The 21056-nt window shown below is 74.1% G+C and carries 20 protein-coding genes and 1 riboswitch; of the genes, 6 read left to right on the top strand and 14 right to left on the bottom strand.

Going from position 1 to position 21056, the window contains the following annotated elements; all coding sequences use genetic code 11:
* Positions 1–17 precede the first annotated feature (17 nt).
* On the bottom strand, positions 18–1292 hold the full coding sequence (locus ABZ497_RS10565) for a glycoside hydrolase family 16 protein (protein WP_359804302.1): 1275 nt from the start codon (positions 1290–1292) through the stop codon (positions 18–20).
* A 4-nt stretch (positions 1293–1296) separates the two neighbouring features.
* Positions 1297–1420: riboswitch (cyclic di-AMP (ydaO/yuaA leader) on the bottom strand.
* A gap of 439 nt (positions 1421–1859) precedes the next feature.
* Between ABZ497_RS10565 and ABZ497_RS10560 the strand changes: the two genes are divergently transcribed.
* Positions 1860–2189, top strand: coding sequence for a hypothetical protein (locus ABZ497_RS10560; RefSeq protein WP_329490584.1), 330 nt, complete (start codon positions 1860–1862; stop codon positions 2187–2189).
* A gap of 91 nt (positions 2190–2280) precedes the next feature.
* On the opposite strand, the gene ABZ497_RS10555 is transcribed toward ABZ497_RS10560, so the two are convergent.
* Together ABZ497_RS10555 and ABZ497_RS10550 are read right to left on the bottom strand one after the other, a co-directional pair.
* Positions 2281–3423, bottom strand: coding sequence for an alpha/beta hydrolase-fold protein (locus ABZ497_RS10555; protein WP_359804301.1), 1143 nt, complete (start codon positions 3421–3423; stop codon positions 2281–2283).
* A 300-nt stretch (positions 3424–3723) separates the two neighbouring features.
* Entirely contained in the window at positions 3724–4344 is a 621-nt protein-coding gene (locus ABZ497_RS10550; protein ID WP_329490582.1) for a TetR family transcriptional regulator, read from the bottom strand.
* A 372-nt stretch (positions 4345–4716) separates the two neighbouring features.
* Between ABZ497_RS10550 and ABZ497_RS10545 the strand changes: the two genes are divergently transcribed.
* The 3 genes from ABZ497_RS10545 (at position 4717) to ABZ497_RS10535 (ending at position 7173) form a co-directional block, all read left to right on the top strand.
* Positions 4717–5481 (top strand): SDR family NAD(P)-dependent oxidoreductase, encoded by a 765-nt coding sequence (locus ABZ497_RS10545; protein ID WP_359804300.1) that lies wholly within the window; start codon positions 4717–4719, stop codon positions 5479–5481.
* Between the two features lie 160 nt (positions 5482–5641).
* Positions 5642–6739 (top strand): FHA domain-containing protein, encoded by a 1098-nt coding sequence (locus tag ABZ497_RS10540; protein ID WP_359804299.1) that lies wholly within the window; start codon positions 5642–5644, stop codon positions 6737–6739.
* Positions 6740–6780: 41 nt separating this feature from the next.
* Positions 6781–7173, top strand: coding sequence for a hypothetical protein (locus ABZ497_RS10535; RefSeq protein ID WP_329490579.1), 393 nt, complete (start codon positions 6781–6783; stop codon positions 7171–7173).
* Positions 7174–7770: 597 nt separating this feature from the next.
* On the opposite strand, the gene ABZ497_RS10530 is transcribed toward ABZ497_RS10535, so the two are convergent.
* The 4 genes from ABZ497_RS10530 to ABZ497_RS10515 all read right to left on the bottom strand — a co-directional run bounded on the left by ABZ497_RS10530 (position 7771) and on the right by ABZ497_RS10515 (position 11136).
* Complete coding sequence (locus ABZ497_RS10530; protein ID WP_359804298.1) at positions 7771–8730, bottom strand: phosphotriesterase; 960 nt, start codon at positions 8728–8730, stop codon at positions 7771–7773.
* Entirely contained in the window at positions 8727–9143 is a 417-nt protein-coding gene (locus ABZ497_RS10525; RefSeq protein WP_359804297.1) for a carboxymuconolactone decarboxylase family protein, read from the bottom strand. The genes ABZ497_RS10530 and ABZ497_RS10525 overlap by 4 nt, the downstream gene beginning before the upstream one ends.
* 14 nt (positions 9144–9157) lie before the next feature.
* Positions 9158–9778 carry a DUF4865 family protein gene (locus tag ABZ497_RS10520; RefSeq protein WP_359804296.1) on the bottom strand — a complete coding sequence of 207 codons (621 nt, stop codon included), beginning with the start codon at positions 9776–9778 and terminating at the stop codon, positions 9158–9160.
* Between the two features lie 338 nt (positions 9779–10116).
* On the bottom strand, positions 10117–11136 hold the full coding sequence (locus ABZ497_RS10515) for an LLM class flavin-dependent oxidoreductase (RefSeq protein WP_359804295.1): 1020 nt from the start codon (positions 11134–11136) through the stop codon (positions 10117–10119).
* A 400-nt stretch (positions 11137–11536) separates the two neighbouring features.
* Here ABZ497_RS10515 and ABZ497_RS10510 point away from each other — a divergent pair, with 400 nt between their 5' ends.
* Positions 11537–12526: an aldo/keto reductase gene (locus ABZ497_RS10510; RefSeq protein ID WP_359804294.1), complete on the top strand. Its 990-nt coding sequence runs from the start codon at positions 11537–11539 to the stop codon at positions 12524–12526.
* A 249-nt stretch (positions 12527–12775) separates the two neighbouring features.
* Here the strand turns inward: ABZ497_RS10510 and ABZ497_RS10505 are convergent, their stop codons facing one another.
* The 6 genes from ABZ497_RS10505 to ABZ497_RS10480 form a co-directional block, all read right to left on the bottom strand.
* Positions 12776–13852, bottom strand: a complete 1077-nt coding sequence (locus ABZ497_RS10505) for an LLM class flavin-dependent oxidoreductase (RefSeq protein WP_329490573.1) — start codon at positions 13850–13852, stop codon at positions 12776–12778.
* A 4-nt stretch (positions 13853–13856) separates the two neighbouring features.
* Positions 13857–14762 (bottom strand): ABC transporter substrate-binding protein, encoded by a 906-nt coding sequence (locus ABZ497_RS10500; RefSeq protein ID WP_352291142.1) that lies wholly within the window; start codon positions 14760–14762, stop codon positions 13857–13859.
* Between the two features lie 56 nt (positions 14763–14818).
* Positions 14819–15592, bottom strand: a complete 774-nt coding sequence (locus ABZ497_RS10495; protein ID WP_359804293.1) for an ABC transporter ATP-binding protein — start codon at positions 15590–15592, stop codon at positions 14819–14821.
* The gene (locus ABZ497_RS10490; protein WP_359804339.1) at positions 15589–16395 is read right to left on the bottom strand and encodes an ABC transporter permease; all 807 of its coding nucleotides are present in this window, start codon (positions 16393–16395) and stop codon (positions 15589–15591) included. Before ABZ497_RS10490 ends, ABZ497_RS10495 begins: the two co-directional genes overlap by 4 nt.
* Positions 16396–16523: 128 nt before the next feature.
* Positions 16524–17546, bottom strand: coding sequence for an ABC transporter substrate-binding protein (locus tag ABZ497_RS10485; protein WP_359804292.1), 1023 nt, complete (start codon positions 17544–17546; stop codon positions 16524–16526).
* Between the two features lie 133 nt (positions 17547–17679).
* Positions 17680–18762 (bottom strand): ABC transporter substrate-binding protein, encoded by a 1083-nt coding sequence (locus ABZ497_RS10480; protein ID WP_359804291.1) that lies wholly within the window; start codon positions 18760–18762, stop codon positions 17680–17682.
* A gap of 555 nt (positions 18763–19317) precedes the next feature.
* On the opposite strand from ABZ497_RS10480, the gene ABZ497_RS10475 reads away from it, so the two are divergent.
* Positions 19318–20100, top strand: a complete 783-nt coding sequence (locus ABZ497_RS10475; RefSeq protein WP_359804290.1) for an IclR family transcriptional regulator — start codon at positions 19318–19320, stop codon at positions 20098–20100.
* Positions 20101–20176: 76 nt separating this feature from the next.
* Here the strand turns inward: ABZ497_RS10475 and ABZ497_RS10470 are convergent, their stop codons facing one another.
* A complete protein-coding gene (locus tag ABZ497_RS10470; RefSeq protein ID WP_359804289.1) occupies positions 20177–20995 on the bottom strand; it encodes a winged helix-turn-helix domain-containing protein in 819 nt (272 codons plus the stop codon).
* Positions 20996–21056 lie beyond the last annotated feature (61 nt).

Raw genomic sequence — 21056 nt, 5'->3', positions numbered from 1 at the left:
CCCCCGCGCGTGGCTTCCTAACGGTAGACCCGGACGTAGTCCGCGGCGAAGGTGATCGGAGTCGTGCCCGTCGGCGCGGCGTGGTACTGCCCGGCGCTCAGGGACAGGTTGAGGATCAGGTACGCGGACCAGTTGGCGCCGACGCCCTTGCCGTCCGAGAACACCTTCGTACCGTTGACGTACCAGTCGACCGAGGTGGCGCCGTAGTGGGTGCCGATGGTGACCCAGCCGTCCTTCGCGATCGCCTTGGCGTCGGTGTAGTACAGGTGGCCCGGGTTGACGTGGTTGGTCAGCTCCAGCAGGTTCGGGTTGTCGGGGTGGTACTCGAAGGAGTCGATCTCCCCGTTGCCGTTCTTCCAGGTCCACAGGGCCGGCCAGGCCCCCGTGCCGGCCGGGAGCTTGACCCGGGTCTCGGCGTAGTCGCCGGTCTTCACCTGGAAGCCCTCGCTGGAGTACTCGGTGGTGAGCAGCCCGGTGTCCCAGGACTTCTTGCCGTTCTCCAGCGTGTTGGCGCCCGGCTTGGCGGTGAACGTGGCGACGCCGTCGGCCACCGAGACGTTGTTCTTGTTCAGCCAGTCCAGCTTGTTGTCGTCCGGGTTGTGGTTGCCGTAGTGGTAGGCGCTGCTCTTGTCACCCGTCCAGCGCGAGCCGTAGGCGATCGGGCCGTTGAACTCGTCCGACCAGGTCAGCGACTTCCCGGCGACCGGGGCGCCGGTCGCCGGCGCGGTGGGGGCCGGGGCGGTGGGCGACGGCGTGGCGGTCGCGGTGGGCGACGGCGTCGGGGTGGGCTTGGGGGTGGCGGTCGGGTTCGGGGCGGGGGCGACGGTCGCGTCGGAGACCGCGAGCTGGCGCGAGGGCAGGTTGTGCCAGGCACCGCCGAGGTCCTGCCAGAAGCCGAACTGGGTGTACGTCCCGGCGGGCAGGGTGCGGGCACCGGTGGTGATCGACAGGCCGCTGGGGCAGATCTGCGCGTTGGAGACGTTGCCGGGGAAGTCGAGGTTGCGCCCGGCCGCGTCGCGGACGCCGACGCCGACGGTCTTGGCCGTGAAGCAGGACGAGGAGTGGACGGTCAGCGCGGCCGTGGTGGCCTTGCCCGCGACCATGGTGGCCGGGGCGAGCCTGTCCTGGGTGACGGTCGGCGCGGTGGCCGCCTGGGCGCCGGTGAGCGCCGGGACGCCGAGCAGGCCGGCGCCGCTGATGGCGAGCGCTCCGGTGGCGGCGAAGGCGGCCTTGCGGCCTCGGTGGGAGGGGCGGGCGTGGCGCGGGGTCGCGCGCCGGGCAGGCTTCTGCATGGCGGAGTCCTCTGTAGACGCCTGCGAGGTGAGCTGTCGGGTTCGGGCTGAGGTTGCCCGGCCGCCTGTGGGAGCGGCTTCACCCCTAGCCTCGGTCCGCACGCGCGAGCGCGTGGGCCGGGCGCTGACCTGGGTCCCCCGCTCCCGTCCGCTGCGGTGCTCGACTGCCGACCGGCGGGTGGACAGGACTCGGCGTCCCGACGGCGGGGTCCGCGAAGACGGACTCGTGCAGGCTAGGCAGGCCGCTCGAATGTCGACAAGCCGACGGGGGGTGTTGTCGCGCAGCTCACAGTGCGAGCCGTCCGGAGTGGATCAAGTCACCGGGGAAGTTGATCAGTTGGAGACGAGGCGGGGCGTGGGGCGGGCGCGGGGCGGGCGCGGGGCGGCCGACGGGATCGGCGGCGGGCCGGCGAGCGGGTGGCGGAGGTCCGGCCGGGGTGGGCGCGGCGCCGGCCCGGTGTCCGCTCCGGGGCCGGGTGCCCGCATGTCCGCCGCGAAGGTCGGCCGGTCGGATAGGTTGGGAGTCCAGCCGTACCGCACAGACGAGAGACGAGGACCCGCTCCGCCATGACCGCGCCCCTGCCCGCCTTCGCCGGCCGTACCTACCTCTTCCAGGTCGACAACGGCGCGGCCTTCCGCAACGCCTACTCGCCCGACGGCAAGCGGCTGCGCTGGGAGGGCCTCGGCGAGTCGGCGGGCCAGTGGGAGGACGTCGCGCTGCACATCGCCGAGATCGGGCCGGAGCTGTACTTCGTCAGCTGGACCGAGCAGAGCGGCATCACCGTCAGCCACGTGATGGACCTCGGCAGGCTGACGGTGCGCGCGTTCTGGACGTACGAGGGCGAGGGCGGCCGGGTCGGCGAGCTACACACCGGGACGCTGGAGCCGGTGGCCTGAGACCGGTCCGGGGCGCCAGTGTCCTGGCGTCCTGGTGACCGGGCGCGCTGGTATCCGGGCGTTCTGGCCGGGCGGGCGGGCCCGGTGGTGGTCAGACCGTGTGGCTCGGCACCTTGAGGTGCTGGGAGAGCCACTCCAGCGAGGACGGCAGCAGCCTGCTCCAGGTCTCGAAGTTGTGGCCGCCGGTCTTCATCATGCTGTAGGAGACCTTCATGGGCGCGTGCGCGGCGGCCACGAAGGCCTCGGTGTCCCGGCGGTAGTCGCCGTCGCCCTCCCTGGTCCCGGCCAGCAGGACGGACACCTCGGGCTGCGGCAGGTTCTTCAGCCGCCACATCAGGTCCGCCTCGTTGCGACGCTGCTGGCTGCCCCGGAAGAGGTCGCCGGTGGTCGGGTCGTCGGCGGCCTGGTAGTAGCCGGAGAGCGAGACGGCGGTCGGGAAGACCTCCGGGTGCCGCATGGCGAGCTTGAGGGCGCAGTAGCCGCCGGTCGAGTTGCCCATGAAGCCCCAGGCCTGCGGATCCGAGGAGACCCGGTAGGTCGCCTGGATCGCGGCCGGGACGTCCTTGGTGAAATACGTCTCCGACTGCGCGCCGCCCGGGATGTCCTCGCACTCGGTGTCCTGAGGGAGGGCGGGCGAGGGGCGCATCAGCACCATCACGGTCGGCTGCATCCGACCCTCCTGGAGCAGCTTGAGCGCCGCGCCCGGGTAGTTCAGCCGGGTCACCAGGTTCTTGGCGATCCCGGGGAAGCCGGTGCTCACGATCACCGCCGGGAACTGCCTCTGCGCGTACTCCGGCTGGAAGTACTGCGGCGGCAGGTAGACGTACCCGTCGGTGGAGAGCCGGGTGCCGGCGCCGTCGATCCGGACCTCGCGGATCTCGCCGGACTGCTTGGGGTCGCGACCGAGCGCCCCGCCGCCCTGGACCGACGCGTGCCCGATGGTCTCCACCTGGAGGCGCCCGGAGGCGTCCGCCTTGTTCTGGATGACGACCGGGCCGCTGTCGCCGGTGCCGAGCAGATCGTCCCAGCTGCTGTAGAAGGCGAAGTAGTTGTTGGCCACCAGGCCCAGCGCGGCGAGCACGGTGAGCTGGGTGGCGAGCAGCGCGCCGATCCGGCCGAGCACCGCCTGCCAGGTCGTCTTCGACAGTCTCGGCCACAGCCAGACCGTGCCGGCCATCATCACGACGGCGATCAATACGGTCAGCGCCAGCACCTTGTGGCTCGTCAGACCCATGTCCTACTTGCTCCCACGCCTCGAACTCCCCCGTCCCCGTTGTCAGGACAACTGTCAGGACAACCGGAACGGCCGCCCCGGTTCCCCCGTCCACCACGGAAGCCACCACCGAGGCGCGATCAACAACCCTAGCGGCCCGCCGGGCCCCCGTGGACCCGCCGACCAGCGGGTATGGCGGCCGGGGCGCTGCCGGGACCGCGGGAGAGCGGGCTGGCACGAGCGGAGTGACGGGCAGTGTGACGAGCGGTGTGGCGGGCGGTGTGGCGGGCGATGCGACGGGCGGCCCGGGCTGACCTCGCGTCAGCTGACGCTGCTCCAGAGGCGCAGGCCGGCCGTCAGTTCGCGCATGCACCGGGCGCCCAGCTCCTGGGGCGAGCCCGGCCCGGCGGCGGGGGCGTCGGAGAAGGCCCACTCCTCCAGGGCCACCCGGATGGCGGTGGTCGCGGCGGCGGCCGCGAGCCGGATCTCCAGCTCGTCGGTACCCCGGGGGCAGCGGGCGGTGAGCACCGCGCGCAGCCGCTCCTCCGAGTCGGCGTGCACGCGCTGCCAGACCGAGTCGAGCCGGGGATCGCGAAGCAGGTCGCGGGTCCAGTGCATGGCCTCCACGCCCGGGGTGTCGGTGGGCGTCAGCGACTCGACCGCCGAACGCTCCAGCGCCTCGCGGACCGGCAGATCGGCCGAGCTCTCCGCGAAGAGCAGCACCCACCGCCGGCCGCCGGCCGCCAGCAGCGGGGCGACGGCGTCCTCCTTCACGGAGAAGTAGCGGTAGAAGGTGCGCACCGAGATGCCGGAGGCGAGCGCGATCTCCTCGGCGGTGGTCGCCTCGGCCCCGCGCTCGGCGAAGAGCGCGGCGGCGGTACGGGCGATCTCCAGCCGGGTGGTGTCACGGCGGCGTTGGTTCAGGGTGGGGCGTCCGATCACAGCACTCAGCGTACGCGGACCGACGCACGCGGTGGCGCGATATGCCGGGGTGGCGCGTTGTGCCGGGATGGCGTGTTGTGCCGGGGTGGCGTGACACGCCTGGATGGCGCGGCATGTCGGGGTGGCGTGACACGCCCGGGTGGCGCGGCGTGTCGGGGTGGCGTGTTGTGCCGGGGTGGCGCGACACGCCCGGGTGGCGCGGCGTGCCTCGGCGGCGTTCCGCGCCGGGCGGGCGTCAGCGGTATGACGTCCAACCGAATCTGTATGGCACATCGTGCCACTTTGGCCCGACGCGACTTATTGGCACGATGTGCCACTTCGTCGTACCGTGTCAATCGAGGTCGCGAGACCACGAACGAACGGAGAACCACCATGGAGCGCTTCAGCGGGCGGAACGTCCTGATCACCGGCGGCGGCTCGGGGATCGGCCAGGCCACCGTGCACCGGATCCTCGCCGAGGGCGGGCGGGTCGTCGCGGTCGACGTCAATGAGGACGGCCTGAAGGCCACCCTGGACCGGGCGACCGGTGACGGGACCGCCGACCGGCTGACGACCTCGGTCGTGGACATCTCGGACGAGGACGCCGTCCGCGCGGGCGTGGCCGAGGCGGTGGCCGGACTCGGCGGGCTCGACGTCCTGGTCAACGCGGCCGGGATCCTGCGCTCCTCGCACACCCACGAGACCAGCCTGGAGTTCTGGAACACGCTGATCGCGGTCAACCTGACCGGCACCTTTCTGATGACCCGCGAGGCGCTGCCGGCCCTGCTCGCCGACGGGCGGGGCGTGGTGGTGAACTTCAGCTCCACCTCCGCGACCTTCGCGCACCCCTACATGGCCGCGTACGCCGCGACCAAGGGCGGCATCCAGTCGTTCACCCACGCGATCGCCTCGGAGTACGCCAAGCGGGGACTGCGCGCGGTCTGCGTCGCCCCGGGCAGCATCGACAGCGGCATGACCAACAACCCGGGCCTGCCCGCCGACGCCGACTTCAGCCTGCTCGCCAAGCTCTCCCCCGCGCTCGGCCAGGGCTTCGCCGGGCCGGAGACGGTGGCCGGCGTGATCGCCATGCTGGCCTCGGACGATGGCGCCTTCGTCACCGGCACCGAGATCCGGATCGACGGCGGCACCCACATGTGACCCCGACCGGGCGGCTGGCCGACCCGGTGGGCCCCGGGGGCTGTCCCGGGGCGCCGAGGTGGCCTTTACTGGAGGTGAGGGCACCCGAGCCGGCGGACGGACGCCGCACCGTGTCGCCGCCGCCGGTGGTTCAGCAGCCCGCCCGGCAGGAGGCCGTGCCATGAGCTCACCGTCGCGGGAACAAGCCTTACCCCGTCTGGTCGTCGACACCCCCGGCCGGCTCCGGGGCGAGGTCTTCGAACTGACCGACCGGCCGCTGCTCGTCGGCCGGGACGCCACCTGCCAGATCCGGGTGGGCGAGCCCGGCGTCAGCCGGCGCCACGCCGTGGTGCAGCGGTCGGCCGGTCACACCACCGTCGAGGACCTGGCCTCCACCAACGGCACCCGGCTCAACGGCCACCCGGTGCACGGACAGGAGGAGCTGCACGCCGGGGACGTCCTGGACTTCGGCCCCTTCGAGGTGCACTACGAGGACCCGTGGGAGGCCGCCACCGCCATCCTTCCCGGCCCCGGCACGGGGGACCCGGCGCAGAGGCCGGCGGAGCGGCCCGCCGATGTCACCCGGACCGCCGCGCTGCCGCTCCAGCCGGAGCCGTCGGAGCGCCAGGAGTACCAGGAACGCCAGGAGTACCGGCAACCGCAGGAGCAGCCGCGCGGGCTGCGGGGTCCGCTCGTGCCGCCGTCGGCGCCGCAGCAGCAGTACCCACCACAGCAGTACCCTCCGCCGCCGCAGTACCCGTCGGGGCGGCCGCCCCCGCCGGGCCGCCGCCCGCCACCGCCCGGGCCGCCCGACCGCCCGGCGGCACCGCCGTACGGGGCGGAGCGCAGGTTCGAGGTGGGGCAGCAGCAGGCGGGCAACCTCAGCAACGTCGCGGGCGACCAGTACAACTACGTCACGCAGGCCCGGCGGGAGAGCTTCTTCCGCGAGATCGCGGCCACCCGGACCAGGGCACGGCACCTGGTGGTGGCGGGCTTCCTGCTCTTCGTGGTCGGCGGCGCGGTCTACGGCTGGGCGATCATCCGCTTCATCGCCGAGACCAACGACGCGGCCAACACCGACAGCCCCGACCTGACCGTGCCCAATGTCCTCGGCCCGGAGATCGGCGGTATGCCGGTGGGCGCCATCGGCTTCGGGGTGGCCGCGATCGGCAGTGTTCTGATCCTCGTCGGAATCGTCCTGCACATCGTGGTCACCTCCCGTCGGCGGCGCTTCGAGTCGGCGGAAGCGCAGCGGCTCCAGGCGCCACCGCCCCGCTGAGACTCCCCAGCGTCCAAGGACCGACTCCCCGGAGGGACGCCATGGTCTTCAACATCGGCAACCAGCAGGGCGGCGTGATCAACAACGTCGCCGGTGACCAGACGGTCCGGGGCGGCCAGACGGGCCACTTCACGGCGGCCGGGCAGGACGTCCGCGCGCTGGTCGGCGAACTCCGCTCCGCCGCCGAGCGGGCGCAGCTTCCCCCGGCGGTCGCCCCCGAGGTCCGGACCGAGCTCGACGCGCTGGACACGGAGGTCGCGCGACCGGAGCCCGACCGCGAGGCGGTCGCGGGCCGGCTCACCAGGATCACCCGCCTGCTCGGCTCGGCCGGTGCACTCGTCGCCGCCGGTACCGGCCTGCTCGGGCCCCTCTCGGCCCTGGCGGGCTGGCTCGGCGCACTGGGACAGCCGATCCTCCGGGCACTCGGCGGCTGACCCGGCCCCCGGCCGGGCGGTCGCACGCCAACGCGGGCCGCCCGGTCCTCAGCGGTCGGTCCGGGGACGGCGCAGCCCGTACCGGTCCGCCGAGCCGCTCTCCGCCTTCTCCTCCTCGGCCCACCGGCTCGGCACATCGGGCCGGCCGATCCTCCGAGCACTCGGCCCCGGCCGGGCGGTCGCACGGCAACGCGGCGCCGCGTGGCCCGCAGCAGAGGGCCGACGGGACGACCAGTACCCTCTCCGCAGCCCTGACCGGCCTACTCGGACCGCACTCCACCCCGGCGAACGGCTCGACGCTGCGGACGGCTGTGCCAAACGCGCCGACCCCACCGGCCCGGCAGCACGAGCCCTCGACGAACGCCCACGAGCCGCCCGCCGCGCTCGCCGCGACCGGTATGGGTTCGCCCGGCCATCGGGCAGCCCACCCGAGTCCCGGTCGAGCGGCCCCGCCGGGCAGGCAACGCAGCGGGTCGGGGAGCAGCCCGCGGCACAGCCGGTGCACCTGTCATCGGCTCGGACCGCCCCACCCCGGCGGGGTGGCGGCCACTGCGGCCCGGCGGCGCAGAGCGCTCAGTGGGGCGCTCAGTGGGGCGCTCAGTGGGGCGCCCAGCGGACGGTCAGGGCCTGGGCGGGGTTGGTGACGAGGAGGCGTCGGGCCAGGTCCGGGCCGAACTCGCGGTCCAGGCGCGGAGCGAGGGCCGTGAGCAGGTGGGTGGGTCCAGGGCTGTGCCGGGCGGTGCGGGTGGTGGTGTCACCGCCGAGGAGCAGCCGGTCGGCGTGGCCGGCCTCGACCAGCGCGGCGACGGTGTCGAACAGGTGGTGGTCGGTGGCGTGATGGGTTCGGGAGGGACCGTCCAGGGCCAGGTAGGCGCCGGAGGCGGCGAGGTGCCGGTGCAGCCGCAGGTCGGGCAGCCGGTTGAGGTGGCCGAGGATGACCCGGTGGGCCGGCACGCCGTGCTGCCCGCAGAGCAGGTCGAGGACGTCCGAGGCGGCGGTCCCGAGTTCGTGGTGGACGGCGATCGGCGCGCCGGTGGCGTGGTGCGCCTCGGCCGCCGCCGCCATCACCCGGCGGGTGTGCGGGCCGAGGCCGTGGTAGTCGCCCGCCACCTTGATCAGTCCGGCCCGGACGCCCGCGGGCGCGGCGCGCAGACCGGTGGTCAGCTCGGCGGTGAACAGCTCGGCGAGCCCTTCGTAGCGCTCGGCCAGCCACTGCGGGTCGTAGTGGACGTCCTGGTGCAGGCCGGTGGCCGCGACCAGGTGGACGCCGGTCGCGCGGGCGAGACCGGGGAGCGCGAAGGCGCCGCGGCCCATGCCGTGCGGGGTCCACTGGACCATCGCCCGGCCGCCGGCCGCCGCGAAGTCGCGCAGCACCCGCTCGGCGGCCGCCGGGTCGTCCAGTTCCTCGCCGGGCAGCCGGGGGCTGCGCAGGAACAGGTGGTCGTGGGCGTCACAGACGCCGAACTCGGCCGGGTCGAGGTCACCCAGAACGGTGCGGACGGCACCGCCCCCGGCGCCGGCGGCAACCTCGGCGGCACTGTCGACAGAAGCACTCACGCGGCCCGGCCCCCGGTCTCCGCCTCGGCGAAGGCGGTCTTCGCCACCCGCAGGGCGGCCAGGGCCTTGGGCACGCCGACGTAGGGCGCGAGGTGGACCAGCACCTCGGTGATCTCCTCTCTGCTCAGCCCGACCCGCAGGCTGTTGCGGACGTGGTCGGCGAGCTGCGGCTCCACCCCGCCGAGGGCGGTGAGCGCGGCCAGGTTGGCCACCTGGCGGTCGCGCAGCGCCAGCCCGGGCCGCTGGTAGGTGCCGCCGAAAAGGCTGGTGACGATCCAGTCGGCGAAGCCGGGCGCCAGCGCGTCCAGGCCGGTCAGGGTGGCGGCCTGGGTCTGCGGCCCGGCGAGTTCGTCCAGGAGCGCGTAGCCGGCGGCGCGGTCGAGCGGGGCGGGGACGAGGTCGGCGGGGTTCACGGGGTGTGGTCCTTTCACCAGTGGCGGCCGGCGGGCAGCCGGTCGAGTTCGGGGGTCGACAGGTGCAGCACCCGGTAGCGGGTGCCCGGGGCGTCCTCCGGGACCGGGCCGCTCCAGAGCGCGATGCGCAGCAGTTCCCAGCGGTCGGGGTCGACGGCGACGGCCGCCGTGTGCAGCGCCGGGTGGTCGGGCAGGGACGCGAGGGCGGCCTCGACGGCCTCGGCCGGGTCGGCGTCGTCCGGGAGGGGTTCGAGGTGGCGGCTGGCGAAGCCGGCGGACCCGTCCGCGTCGCCGCGCAGCAGACCGCCGCGCGGCGGTCCGTCCCGGCGCGGACCTCCGTGGCGCAGACCGGCGCCGAGCCAGTGCCGGACGGCCGGACGGCCGAAGTCGGCACTCAGGCCCCGGAAGCCCGGGCCCCAGAGGAAGCTGTTCATGCCCTCGGCGGTCCGCCAGAGGTAGAGCGGGGCGTACTGGTTGACGGGCGAGTCGTCGCGGCCGCGCTCGCGCACCAGGTACGCCTTGAGGCCGAGGCCGGGGTAAGCGTCGAGCAGGTGGCCCTTCTCGGCGACCCGCCGGTGGATGATCCCCGTGTCGTAGTCGGCGGGGAGGGTGATCTCGTACTGCATGGCGTGCACGTCGGGCTCCTGGTGGGGCTTCGGACAGGGCGGGGCGGCTCACCTCGGCCGGTAGGCGGCCTCGGCCGGTGCGGTACGCGGCGAGCAGCCCGAGCGCGTCCCGGACGGCCCGGTCGAACGGCCCGGCCGTACCGGCGGCGCGGGCGAGCACGTAGCCGCCCTGGACGACGGCGACCACGGCCGCGGCGGTGTCGGCCGGGTTGCCGTTGCCATGCGGCGACTGTACCTACTGGTACGTTCAATGTACATACCAGTAGGTACAGAGTCGCGAGGGCGGCTGCCGGAGTCCGGGAAGCGGGAGCCTCACCGGGTGACGGTGGTGCGCGCGGGGTCGCCGGTCACGGCAGCTCGCGGCGGATCACCGGGGCGACCTCGGCGGCGAACAGCTCCAGCTGCTCGTGCTGGACGTCCTCGGTGAGGGCGTCCACGCCGATGCCCACCACCTCGTTGCCGAACGCCTCGTGATAGCGGTGGATCTTCTCGATCACCTGCTGCGGGCTGCCGACCAGCGCCGAGCCGCGCTCCAGCGCGTCCTCCAGCGACTCGAACGGCGAGTTGTTGTGCCTGCCGGCCGCCGAGCCGAGCAGGGCGTCCCAGTACGGGCGGAAGCCCTCGATCGCGTCCTGCGAGCGCCTGGCGACGAACAGGCCGCCGAAGCTCGTCCCGACCCGGGCGTCCTTGGGGTCGCGGCCGTAGTGCTCCCAGCGCTCGCGGTAGTGGTCGACCAGCGCCTTGTACTTGGCCAGCGGATGGAAGGAGTTGGCGGAGAACAGCGGGTCCCCGAAGCGGGCGGCGAGGTCGGTGGACTGTTCGCTGGTCGCGCTGCCGTGCCAGACCGGGATCGGGTCCTGGTACGGACGCGGCGAGGTGGTGACCTCCCTGAGCGGCGGGCGGGTGCTCCCCTCCCAGCTGACCTTCTCCTCCCGCCAGAGCCGGTGCAGCAGTCCGTAGTTCTCGGCCAGCGCGTCCCACTGGCGGTCCTCCGGCAGCCCGAACAGGTCGAAGTGGCGCGGGTCGTTGCCCTTGCCGATGATCAGTTCGAGGCGGCCGCCGGAGAGTTGGTCGAGCACCGCGTAGTCCTCCGCGACCCGGACCGGGTCCAGGATGCTGAGCACCGTGACGGTGGTGAAGAGCCGGATCGTGGAGGTACGGGCGGCGATGGCGCTGAGCAGCACGGGGGGCGCCGGGGAGAGGAACGGTTCGCCGTGCCGCTCCCCCACGCCGTAGCCGTCGTAACCGAGCCGTTCGGCGGTGACGGCCTGGTCGATGACGTTGTGCAGCTTCTCGTAGGTCGTGCGCCGCACTCCGGTGACGGGGTCGGGTCCGTTGGAGACGAGGGACGAGACGGTGAACCGCATGGCGGTCTCCTTGTGGGGCGTTCGGTGGTCGCTCGGCGGGGTGCGCCGGCGCTCGGCGGGGATCCACCGGGGAGGTCCGGGGATCCGGAGGGAACCGGGGATCCGGGAGGAACGGGGATCCCGGGGGGAACGGCGGCGCGGCGCACCCGGGCCCCGGCGGCCCCGCACCCAGGGGCCGATCGCGCTCACACGGGAGCGGCGGCGGGACGGGAGGGGAGCTTGGGCGGCGGCGGCGTCAGCGCGAGCCGCGGACGGGGCGACAACAGCGCGGGAGAGCTGCGCAGATGGTCATACCGGCTCCCCTTCGCCTCGCACCCACACGATCCACCGCGAGCATATGCACCGGTCAGGGGCGGGGCAAGAGCTTGATCGGGGCGACGGTCCTGGCAGGATGTCCGGCATGACGTACCTCGCCGCGGATGACCGCTATGCCTCGATGACCTACCGCCGGGCCGGCCGCAGTGGCGTCCAGCTGCCCGCCGTCTCGCTCGGCCTGTGGCACAACTTCGGTGACGCCCAGCCGCTGGAGGTGCAGCGGGCGGTGCTGCGCCGCGCCTTCGACCGGGGCGTCACCCACTTCGACCTGGCGAACAACTACGGCCCGCCGTACGGCAGCGCCGAGCGCAACTTCGGCTACCTGTTCGCGCAGGACTTCCGCCCGTACCGGGACGAGATGTTCATCGCCAGCAAGGCGGGCTGGGACATGTGGCCCGGCCCGTACGGCGACGGCGGCAGCCGCAAGTACCTGCTGGCTAGCCTGGACCAGTCGCTGGGCCGGATGGGCCTGGACTACGTGGACGTCTTCTACTCGCACCGCCACGACCCGGACACCCCGCTCGAAGAGACGATGGGCGCGCTGGACTCGGCCGTCCGCTCGGGGAAGGCCCTGTACGCGGGGATCTCCAACTACCCGGCCGAGCAGCACCGGGAGGCCGTCGCGATCCTGCGCGAGCTGGGCACCCCGGCTCTGCTGAACCAGTCCGCCTACTCGATCCTCGACCGCTCCGTGGAGGAGGGGGTGCTGGACGCGGTCGGCGACACCCGGACCAGCCTGATCGCCTACTCCCCGCTCGCCCAGGGGCTGCTGACGGACCGCTACCTCTCCGGTGAGGTGCCCGCCGGGTCGCGGATGTCGGTCGGGCGGTTCCTGAACAAGGAGGCGCTGACCGGCCCGAAGCTGGAGCAGCTGCGCTCGCTGAACAAGGTCGCCGAGCGGCGCGGGCAGACCCTCGCCCAGCTGGCGCTGTCCTGGGTGCTCCGCGACGACCGGGTGGCATCGGTGATCATCGGCGCGAGCAGCGTCGCCCAGCTCGACCAGAACATCGACGCGCTGAACGGCGGCCCGCTGACCGCCGAGGACCTCGCGGAGATCGACGCGCTCAGCCGCTGAGCCGTCCCGGCCGCCTGATCCGGGCGGCCCGAAGTCCCGGCAGTCCGTACAGTGCTGCCCCGAGCTTCCTCGGGCGACACCGCGTGACCTGCCGGGACTTCGGGCGTTGTACCGTCCGCACACGTCCTTCGAGACCCTGGAGTCCCCGTGCGGACGCTCCTCCTGCGCACTCTCGCGCGCTTCGCCCGACAGCTGGCACTGACCTCGCCGGTGCCGTTCCCCGTGCTGCCGGGCACCTTCGCCCCTCCGCTAGCGGCGGCCCACGCCGAGCGCGGGTAGCACCGTCTCGGCGACCCGGTGCGCCTCCTCGAGCAGCGGGTTGCCGGAGAGGATGAAGGTGTCCACACCGAGCGACTCGAACTCCTGGAGACGCTCGACCACCTGGGCGGTCGAACCGACCACCGCCGTACCGGGGCCCGGGCGGAACAGGCTCATCCCGGGCCACAGGTTCGGGTGGCTCTCCAACTCCCTTGCCCGCGCGGGCACTCGGCCCCCGTGCTGGCGGAACTGGCGCTGCCAGCCGACCCCGTCCTCACCCGTCGCCCCGCCGAGCTGCCGGGCGTAGGTGGCCTCGCTGGTGACGTCGAGCAGCCGGTCGGCGGCGGCCCAGGCCTCGTCCTCGGTGTCGCGGACGATCAGGTGCAGCCGCAGGCCGATCCGCAGGGTGCGGCCGTACGCGGCGGCACGCTCGCGGACCAGGTCCAGCTTCTCCCGGAGCTGCTGGGGCGGTTCGCCCCAGGTCAGGTAGACGTCCACGTGCTCGGCGGCCATCTCGATGCCGGCCGCCGAACTGCCGCCGAACCAGAGCGGGATGCCGCCCGGCTGGACCGGAGCGAGTTCGCGCAGGCTCGCGCCGGCGTTCTTCAGGTCGTAGAACTCGCCTTTGTGGTCGAAGACTTCACCGGAGGTGAGGCGCCGGACGATCGACCAGTACTCGGCGCTCAGCCGGTACCGGTCGTCGTGCTCGACGTCCAGGCCGTACTCGCGCAGCTGCGCGGTGGAGCCGTTCACGACGTTGAACCGGAGCCGGCCGCCGTGCAGGTGGTCGAAGCTGAGCGCCATCTTCGCCAGCAGGGTGGGCGAGATGAGCCCGGGGTGGACGGCCAGCAGCGGCTTGAACGCGGGGGTGGTGGCGGCGGCCAGCGCGTTGCCGAGGTCCCAGACGTCGTAGAGGTCGGTCGCCAGCAGCGCGCCGGTGTAGCCCAGGCGCTCGACGCTGCCCGCGAGTTGCTGGAGGTAGCGGAGGTCGACCGGGCGTCGGCCGGCCGGTTCCCAGGGGTAGTGGCCCTCGCGCGGGATGATGTACCAGAGGACTTCGGAGGCCATCGGGTCAGACCGCCTTGGCGAGTGCGGCGGCCACCGGGGCCTCCAGCGCGGGCAGATGGGCGTCGGCGACGGTCAGCGCGCGGTCGATGAAGCCGACGCCGTGGAAGATGTCCGCGGCCTCCTGCTGCTCGGCGACGAACCCGGCGGTGGCGGGCTCCAGCCGCCACGGCAGGGCGGTCAGCGCCTGCTCCCAGTCCTCCACCGCCCCGCCCAGGTCGGCGGCGGCGATCGCGGCCGCCTCGGCCGGATGGGCGGCCACCCAGGCATCGGCCCGGCGCAGCGCGGCCGCGATCGCCGCCACCACCTCGGGGCGCTCGGTGGCGAAGTCCCGGCGGGTGAAGAACACCGAGCGGTCGGTGATGACGTCACCGGTGCGGATCAGCTCGCGGAACCGCCCGCTCCGGCGGGCGGCGGCCAGTTCGGCGCCCTGGGCGATCCAGCCGAGGATCTCGCCGTCGCGCAGCCGCTGCGCCTGGTCCTCGTCGGCGGCCGGGCGGACCGGGGTGATGTCGGTCGCGTAGGAGAGGCCCTCGGCGTGCAGCGCCTTGGCCAGCAGGTGGGTCTGCCAGGAGCCGACGGCCAGCACGACGGTGCCGCCCCTCAGGTCGGCGACGGAGGCCACCGGGCCGTCGGCGAGCACCAGCAGCGCACCGTGGTCGGGGCGGGGAGCGGAGACCGCCGCGTACACCAGGTCGTGGCCGGCGGCCTGGGCGGTGACCGGCGGGGTGGAGCCGGTGCCGCCGAAGTCGATGGTGCCGTCGGCCAGCAGGGCGCCCGTACGGGTGCCGTCGGCGTAGTGGTGGAAGACGCCGGTCTCACCGAGCGGGGCCAGCTCCTCGGCCAGGTGGTCCAGCCGGGAGAGGTAGTAGAGCGAGGGGTTGCTGGCATGGACGCCGAGGGTGATGGCCATGGTGATCTCCGGTGTAATGGCGGGGACTTGGGGGGTGGGGAATGCGGAGTACGGGGTCAGTGGACGCCGAGGTCGGCGAGCAGGCGACGGCGCAGCTCGGCGAAGGCCGGGTCGGCCGGGTCCCGGGGGCGCTCGACGGCGACCCGCTCGTCGCGGACCAGCCTGCCGTCCCGCAGGACGGCGACCCGGTCGGCGAGCCGGACGGCCTCCTCCACGTCATGGGTGACCAGCAGGACGGCCGGGCGGTGGCGGCGGACGAGGTCACCGACCAGGTCCTGCATCCGTAGCCGGGTGAGTGCGTCCAGGGCGGCGAACGGCTCGTCCAGGAGAAGGAGTTGCGGCTCCCGGACGAGCGCCCGGGCGAGCGCCGCCCGCTGCGCCTCACCGCCGGAGAGGGTGGCCGGCCAGGCGTCGGCGTGCTTCTCCAGCCCGACCTCGGCGAGTGCCCGCAGGGCGGTCTCCCGGGTCGCGGCGCCGCGCGGCAGCCCGACGGTGACGTTGGCGAGCACCCGCTTGGACGGCACCAGGCGGGGCTCCTGGAAGACCACCGTGCGGACCGGCGGAACGAGCACCGTACCGGCGTCGGCCCTGTCCAGGGCGCCGAGGATCCGCAGCAGGGTGGTCTTGCCGGTTCCGCTGGCGCCGAGCAGGGCGACGAACTCGCCCCGGGCGATGGACAGGTCCACCCCGTCGAGGACGGCCCGGGTGCCGAAGACCCGGCGCAGGCCGCGCAGGTGGACGGCGGGGGCGCCGTCCCCGGCCGCGACGGCGCCGGTGGTCGGGGGCCCGGCGGCGACGGTCGGGGTCGCGGTGGTGGTCGGGGTGCTCATCGGCCTGCTCCTTGGGTGGCCTTGCGCCAGGGCATCAGGAAGCGCTCCAGGAGGCGGACCACACCGTCCGCGGTGAGGCCGAGCAGCCCGTAGATCAGGATGCAGACGGCGAGGACGTCGGTGCGCGAGAAGTTCTGCGCCTGGGCCATCAGATAGCCGATGCCCTCGGTGGAGTTGATCTCCTCGGCGGCGATCAGCGCGATCACACTGAGCGTCATCGAGAGCCGCAGCCCGGAGAGCAGCGAGGGCAGCGCACCGGGCAGCACCACGGTCCGGACGATCGCCCAGCGGCCGAGACCGAAGCTGCGCATCGCCTCGATCAGCTTGCGGTCGGTGTTGCGCACGCCCCCGGAGGTGGAGACGTACATCGGGAAGCTGGTCGCGACCCCGATCAGGGCGATCTTCGCCGTCTCGGTGATGCCGAACCAGACCATGAAGAGCGGGACCAGGGCGAGGAACGGCACCGTGCGCAGGACCTGCACCGCGGAGTCCAGCAGCTCCTCGCCCAGCCGGAAGAACCCGGTGACGACGCCGAGCACCAGCCCGGCGCCGGCCCCGAAGACCAGGCCGAGGCCGGCCCGGGTGAGCGAGACGGTGAGCGCGTCGGTGAGCTGGCCGTTGCCCCAGAGCTCGCCGACCGCGTCGGCGACCTGGGCGGGCGAGGCGAGCACGTCCTGGGTGAGCGCCCCGGTGGCGGAGGCCAGCGCCCAGCCGCCGAGCAGGGCGAGCGGGCCGATGGTGCGCAGGATCAGCGCGACGGCGCGGGCGCGGGGCGCGGGCAGCCGGGTGCGCGGGGCGACCAGACCGGCTTCGAGGGCTGCGACGGTGCCGTCGTCGGCGGTGGCGGCCCCGGTGGCGGCGTCCTCGGTGGCGCCTACGGTGGCGTCCCCGGTGGCTTCCCGGGTGACGGCGGGCGCGTCGGTCACGGTGCTCACTTGACACCGTCCGCGAGGGTGGCGATGTCGATCAGGTACGGCTTGACGTCGACCAGCTGCTTGGTGACCTTCTGGTCGGCGAAGAACGCCGCCACCGTGGCGAAACGGGCGGTGTCGGCCTCGGTGATGACGTCGGCGGTGGCGCTCTGCCGGGTGACGGCGACCGCGATCTCCTTCTCGGCGGGGGTGACGGCGGTCGGCCCGGAGTCGGTGAACACGTTGAGGTAGCCCGCCGGGTCCGCCTTCTCCTTCAGGCCGCCCTCGTGCAGGTAGGCGTAGAAGACCTTGACCACCTCCGGGTGCTTCTCGGCGAAGCCGTTGCGCACCGCCCAGACCGCGTAGTTGTCGGAGCCGACCTCCTTGCCGTTGACCAGGAAGTGCGCGCCGGAGTTGGCGATCGACGGGGTGGAGAAGGTGTTCCAGGTCGCCCAGGCGTCCACCTGGCCGGAGTTGAAGACGCCCGAGGTCTGGTCGGCGCGCAGGTAGACGCGTTCGACCCGATCGGCCGGCACGCCGCTCTTCTCCAGGGCCTTGAGCAACAGGTACTCGCTGGTGCCGCCCTGGCTCACCGCGACCTTCCGGCCGGCCAGGTCCTGGACGGACTTGATGGGCGAGTCGTTCTTCACCAGGATGCCCTCGCCCACGCCGTCCGGCGCCGTCTGGGCGAACAGCTTGAAGCCTGGCTTCTGCGCCAGGGCGGCGACGGCCGAGGTGATCGACCCCAGCGCGACGTCGAGCTGGTCGGCGGAGAGCGCCTGGGCGGCGGGGGCGAACGGGCCGGCGCTCCCCGTCCAGGCGACCTTGGCGTGGACGGCGGCGAGGGCCCGGTCGAGCGAGCCGTCCTTCTTGCCCAGGGCGAGGAAGCCGCTGTTGCCCGGGTCCGGCAGGCGCAGCACCACCTCGGCCCTGCCTCCCCCGTCGGCGGAGGCCTTGGCGCCACCGGCGGACGAACCGCAGGCGGCCAGGGCGGTGGTGGTGAGCAACGCGGTGGCGGCGAGGGCGAGGCGGCGGGTCTTCACGGTCAGCTCCAGGGGAATCGGCAGGCCGGCGGGCGCGGCAGAGGGCAGGACAGCGGCAGGGGCGGCGGGGGGCAGGACAGCGACGCGGACAGAGCGGCGCGGCGGGCGGGGCGGCAGCGTGGGGTGAGCGGCCTCAGGCCGGCCCGGCCGCGGCGCGGCGGGCGGCGAGCAGGGCGCGGGCGGCGCGCAGCGGCTCGGGGTCCGCCCAGGCGGCGACGTCGACGGGGGCGGCGAGGAAGCCCTGGTGGCGCAGGAAGCGCTCCTGCTGCTCCAACAGGCCGAGGCGCTCCTGCGAGAGGTCGAGGTGCAGGGTGCGGTGACCGCCCGCCGCGTAGGCCCCGGCGACGCCCTCGGCGCCGGCGCCGGTCTCGGCCCGCAGGATCCGGGCCACCTCGGCGGGGTTCCCGGCGGCCCAGTCGGCGGCCTCCAGCAGGACGGCCAGGAAGCGGACGACCAGGTCCGGACGCTCGTCCAGCAGTCGCTGGTGGACGGTGACCGGGCGCGGTGTGCCGTTGTTGACCCGGCGGCGGCGGTCCGGCACGGCGTCCAGCTCGATCGCGACCTCGGCGCCGAACCGGCGGGCCGCCTCGACGGCCAGCGCACCCTTGACGTACACCGCGTCCACCACGCCGTCGCGCAGCGCGGCCAGTTCGGCGGCCCACTGCCCACCGCCCGGGGCGGCCGGGACGTCGACCAACTCGGCGTCGTCCAGGGTGAGTCCGGCCGTGGCGAGGGCGCCGTGCAGACCGGCCAGGGCCATCGCCCGCCAGAAGTCGATGCCGATCCCATGGCGTGGGACGGCCAGTCGCAGCCCGCGCAGCTGCCCGGGCGAGTCGATCCCGCTGCCGGCCCGGACCAGGACGACCTGACGCTCCTCGATCCAGGTGAGACCGATCAGCCGGGTCCGCTCGCCGCGCGAACGGGCCCAGAGCGCGGGCACGTTGCCGCCTTCGCGGAACAGGCCGGTGAGGGCGTGGGTGTAGTGGTGGTCGGCGGCCACCTCCGGCGGGGCGTCCTGGAGCGAGCGGACGGTGATGCCGTCGGCGGCGAACTCCCGGGCGAAGCGGCCCTGGTCGGCGGCGATGCCGGTGGCGGTGGGGACGGGGCAGCGGGTGAACCAGAGCGTGTCCGGGGCGTCGGCTGCGACACCGGCCGCCGCGGCGGGTGCGGCGTCGGAGGGGGCGGCATCGGCGGTGGAGCGGGCGTGGCTGGGCACGGTGGCGGGTCCTCTGGCTGGGCGGATGCGGGCAGCGGCGGGGCGCGGCACCGGACGTGGTCGGTCGGAGGGAGAGGGTTGAGCGGAGGGCTGAGCAGCGGGCTGCACGGGGGCCGACCGGGGAAGCGGGTGGGGAGCGGGCGGGCGGTCCGGCCGTGACGCGGCCGGGCGACGGGCCCATGGCGGTGCGGGAGGGCACCGACCTGGGAGGGCCCGGGGCGCGGTGCGGCGGTTCGACCGGCTCGGGGGCTACGGCGGGTCAGCGACAACAGGTGCAGGGGGCGGAGCTCCGGTGGGTCGTCACGGCGCTGCTCCTTCCTGCCGGTTGGGTGGCCCGGGCGACAACTCGGGCTCCGGACGGGGCCGTCCGGGGCGATGTGCCGAGCGTTCCACGGCGAGGGAGCGCGAAGCAAGCTTTTGCCACATCGTGGGATCACTTGTTCATCAAGGCCATCCCATTGCAATGCCACCGACACAATTCCGCAGCAGCGGCTGCCATAGTCTGGAACCGACCCCGGTGGACCCGCCGGGGCGCCGGACCGAACGCGAGGTGCCATGGCCGAGGCCGCCACCGCCGTCCAGAGCCCGCCGGCCGGTGCACAGGCCGTCCAGCGGGCCCTCGGGCTCCTGCACTGCTTCCACGACAACGGCCCCGACCTGAGCGCCTCGGACCTGGCCCGCCGGATGGACCTCTCGGTCTCCACCGCGCACCGACTGGCCCGCACCCTGGTCAGCGCCGGCTTCCTGGAGCAGGACGAGCAGACCGCCCGGTACCGGCTCGGCCCGGCCGTCGCCGAACTCGGCCAACTCAGCTTCCACCAGCGGGGGCTGCACCTGGCAGCACCCGAACTGGACCTGCTCGCCAAGCGCACCGGGGCCACCGCGGACCTCGCGATCCGCAGCGGCCCGCACGCGGTCATCCTGGTCGGCGCCTCCGTGCGCCCGGACACCGGGCTCGGACTGCGGCGCCCGCTGCACTCGACGGCACTGGGCAAGGTCCTGCTGGGCTGGCCGCGCCCCGGCGAGCCGCAGCCTTCGACGATCGGCCCGCTGCTGCCGTTCACCGACCGGACCATCACCGAACCCGCCCGGCTGGACGTGGAGTTGGCGAAGGTACGGGCCGCCGGCTACGCGCTCAACGACGGCGAGTCGGCGGCCGGGGTCCGCACCGTGGCCGTCCCGGTACTGGACGGCGCCGGGCAGGCCCGGTTCGCACTGGCCGTCCGCTCGACTCCGGCGCACCTGACCGACGACCGGCTGGACTGGTTCCTGGGGCACGCGCGGACCTGCGCCGCCGCACTGGCCGTCCTGCTGCTGCCGCCCGACCAGCGAGCCTGATCGGTCGTCATTCATGCGTCACGGGCCGGGCGTTCGAAGGAACGCCCGGCCCGTGACGACGGGATTCAGCAGCGGGTCACGCCACCGGGGTGTACTTGTAGCCGACCCGGCGGACCGTGACGATGCTGTCGCGGTAGGCCGCGCCGAGCTTGCGGCGCAGGCGCGCCACGTGCACGTCCACCGTGCGGCCGTCGCCCACGTGGCCGTAGCCCCAGACGGCGGAGACCAGGTGGTCACGGGTGTGCACCCGCTGCGGGTGCTCGGTCAGGTGCGCCAGCAGCTCGAACTCCAGGTAGGTGAGGTCGAGCAACCGCCCGTCGACGTAGGCGTTGCGCCGCTCGGTGTCGACCGAGATGCCGTGACCGGCGGGCCGGACCGGGCGGGCGGCCTGCGGCTGGACCTGAGCGCGGGGCTGGGTCGGGTCCGGCGCCTGCGCGGCGAGGAGCGGGGCGCCCTGGACGTGCTGACCGGGGCCGACCGCGGCGGCGGCGCCCAGCGGCGCGCCGCCCTCGGCGGGCACCAGCACCAGGTAGCCGACCATCGGATGGCCGGCCGAGGCGCCGAACTGCGCGCCGTACTGGGCGAGCAGGGCCTGCGGCAGCGCCCCCTGCGGGAGCGCGGCGACGACGGTGGCCCCCTCCGGCAGCGCGGCGAGCAGGGCCTGCGCGACCTGGCCGCCCTGCGGCGCCGGGGCCGCGACCGGGGCGGGCGCCACGAAGTGCGACGGCGCCTGGCCGACCTGGTGGTGCGGCCCCGACTGGTGCTGGGGGGCGGCGGGGTGCGGCGGGATCGTGGCGCCGTGCCATCGTTCGGCGCTCGACGGGACGGAGCGGACCGCGCGCAGGTGCGGGGTCACGGCGGGAAGGGGAAGGGTGGCCGTGGAGGAGGAAGACATGGTGCCGCTCATTTCGCGCGTGACGGACGGGGTGGAGTCGTCTGCGCGTCGACCGGGTGTA

Origin of the sequence: Kitasatospora sp. NPDC005751 (assembly GCF_040630835.1) — a bacterium.
Taxonomy (GTDB): Bacteria; Actinomycetota; Actinomycetes; order Streptomycetales; family Streptomycetaceae; genus Kitasatospora.
Note: the sequence above shows the minus strand (reverse complement) of the source record. Positions and strands in the feature narration are given on the sequence as shown.

Excerpts from the sequence above, each read along its gene's own strand:
- ABZ497_RS10565 (WP_359804302.1), bottom strand. The coding sequence starts at position 1,292 with ATGCAGAAGCCTGCCCGGCGCGCGACCCCGCGCCACGCCCGCCCCTCC.
- ABZ497_RS10560 (WP_329490584.1), top strand. The coding sequence starts at position 1,860 with ATGACCGCGCCCCTGCCCGCCTTCGCCGGCCGTACCTACCTCTTCCAG.
- ABZ497_RS10555 (WP_359804301.1), bottom strand. The coding sequence starts at position 3,423 with ATGGGTCTGACGAGCCACAAGGTGCTGGCGCTGACCGTATTGATCGCC.
- ABZ497_RS10545 (WP_359804300.1), top strand. The coding sequence starts at position 4,717 with ATGGAGCGCTTCAGCGGGCGGAACGTCCTGATCACCGGCGGCGGCTCG.
- ABZ497_RS10540 (WP_359804299.1), top strand. The coding sequence starts at position 5,642 with ATGAGCTCACCGTCGCGGGAACAAGCCTTACCCCGTCTGGTCGTCGAC.
- ABZ497_RS10535 (WP_329490579.1), top strand. The coding sequence starts at position 6,781 with ATGGTCTTCAACATCGGCAACCAGCAGGGCGGCGTGATCAACAACGTC.
- ABZ497_RS10515 (WP_359804295.1), bottom strand. The coding sequence starts at position 11,136 with ATGCGGTTCACCGTCTCGTCCCTCGTCTCCAACGGACCCGACCCCGTC.
- ABZ497_RS10510 (WP_359804294.1), top strand. The coding sequence starts at position 11,537 with ATGACGTACCTCGCCGCGGATGACCGCTATGCCTCGATGACCTACCGC.
- ABZ497_RS10505 (WP_329490573.1), bottom strand. The coding sequence starts at position 13,852 with ATGGCCTCCGAAGTCCTCTGGTACATCATCCCGCGCGAGGGCCACTAC.
- ABZ497_RS10500 (WP_352291142.1), bottom strand. The coding sequence starts at position 14,762 with ATGGCCATCACCCTCGGCGTCCATGCCAGCAACCCCTCGCTCTACTAC.
- ABZ497_RS10495 (WP_359804293.1), bottom strand. The coding sequence starts at position 15,592 with ATGAGCACCCCGACCACCACCGCGACCCCGACCGTCGCCGCCGGGCCC.
- ABZ497_RS10475 (WP_359804290.1), top strand. The coding sequence starts at position 19,318 with ATGGCCGAGGCCGCCACCGCCGTCCAGAGCCCGCCGGCCGGTGCACAG.
- ABZ497_RS10470 (WP_359804289.1), bottom strand. The coding sequence starts at position 20,995 with ATGTCTTCCTCCTCCACGGCCACCCTTCCCCTTCCCGCCGTGACCCCG.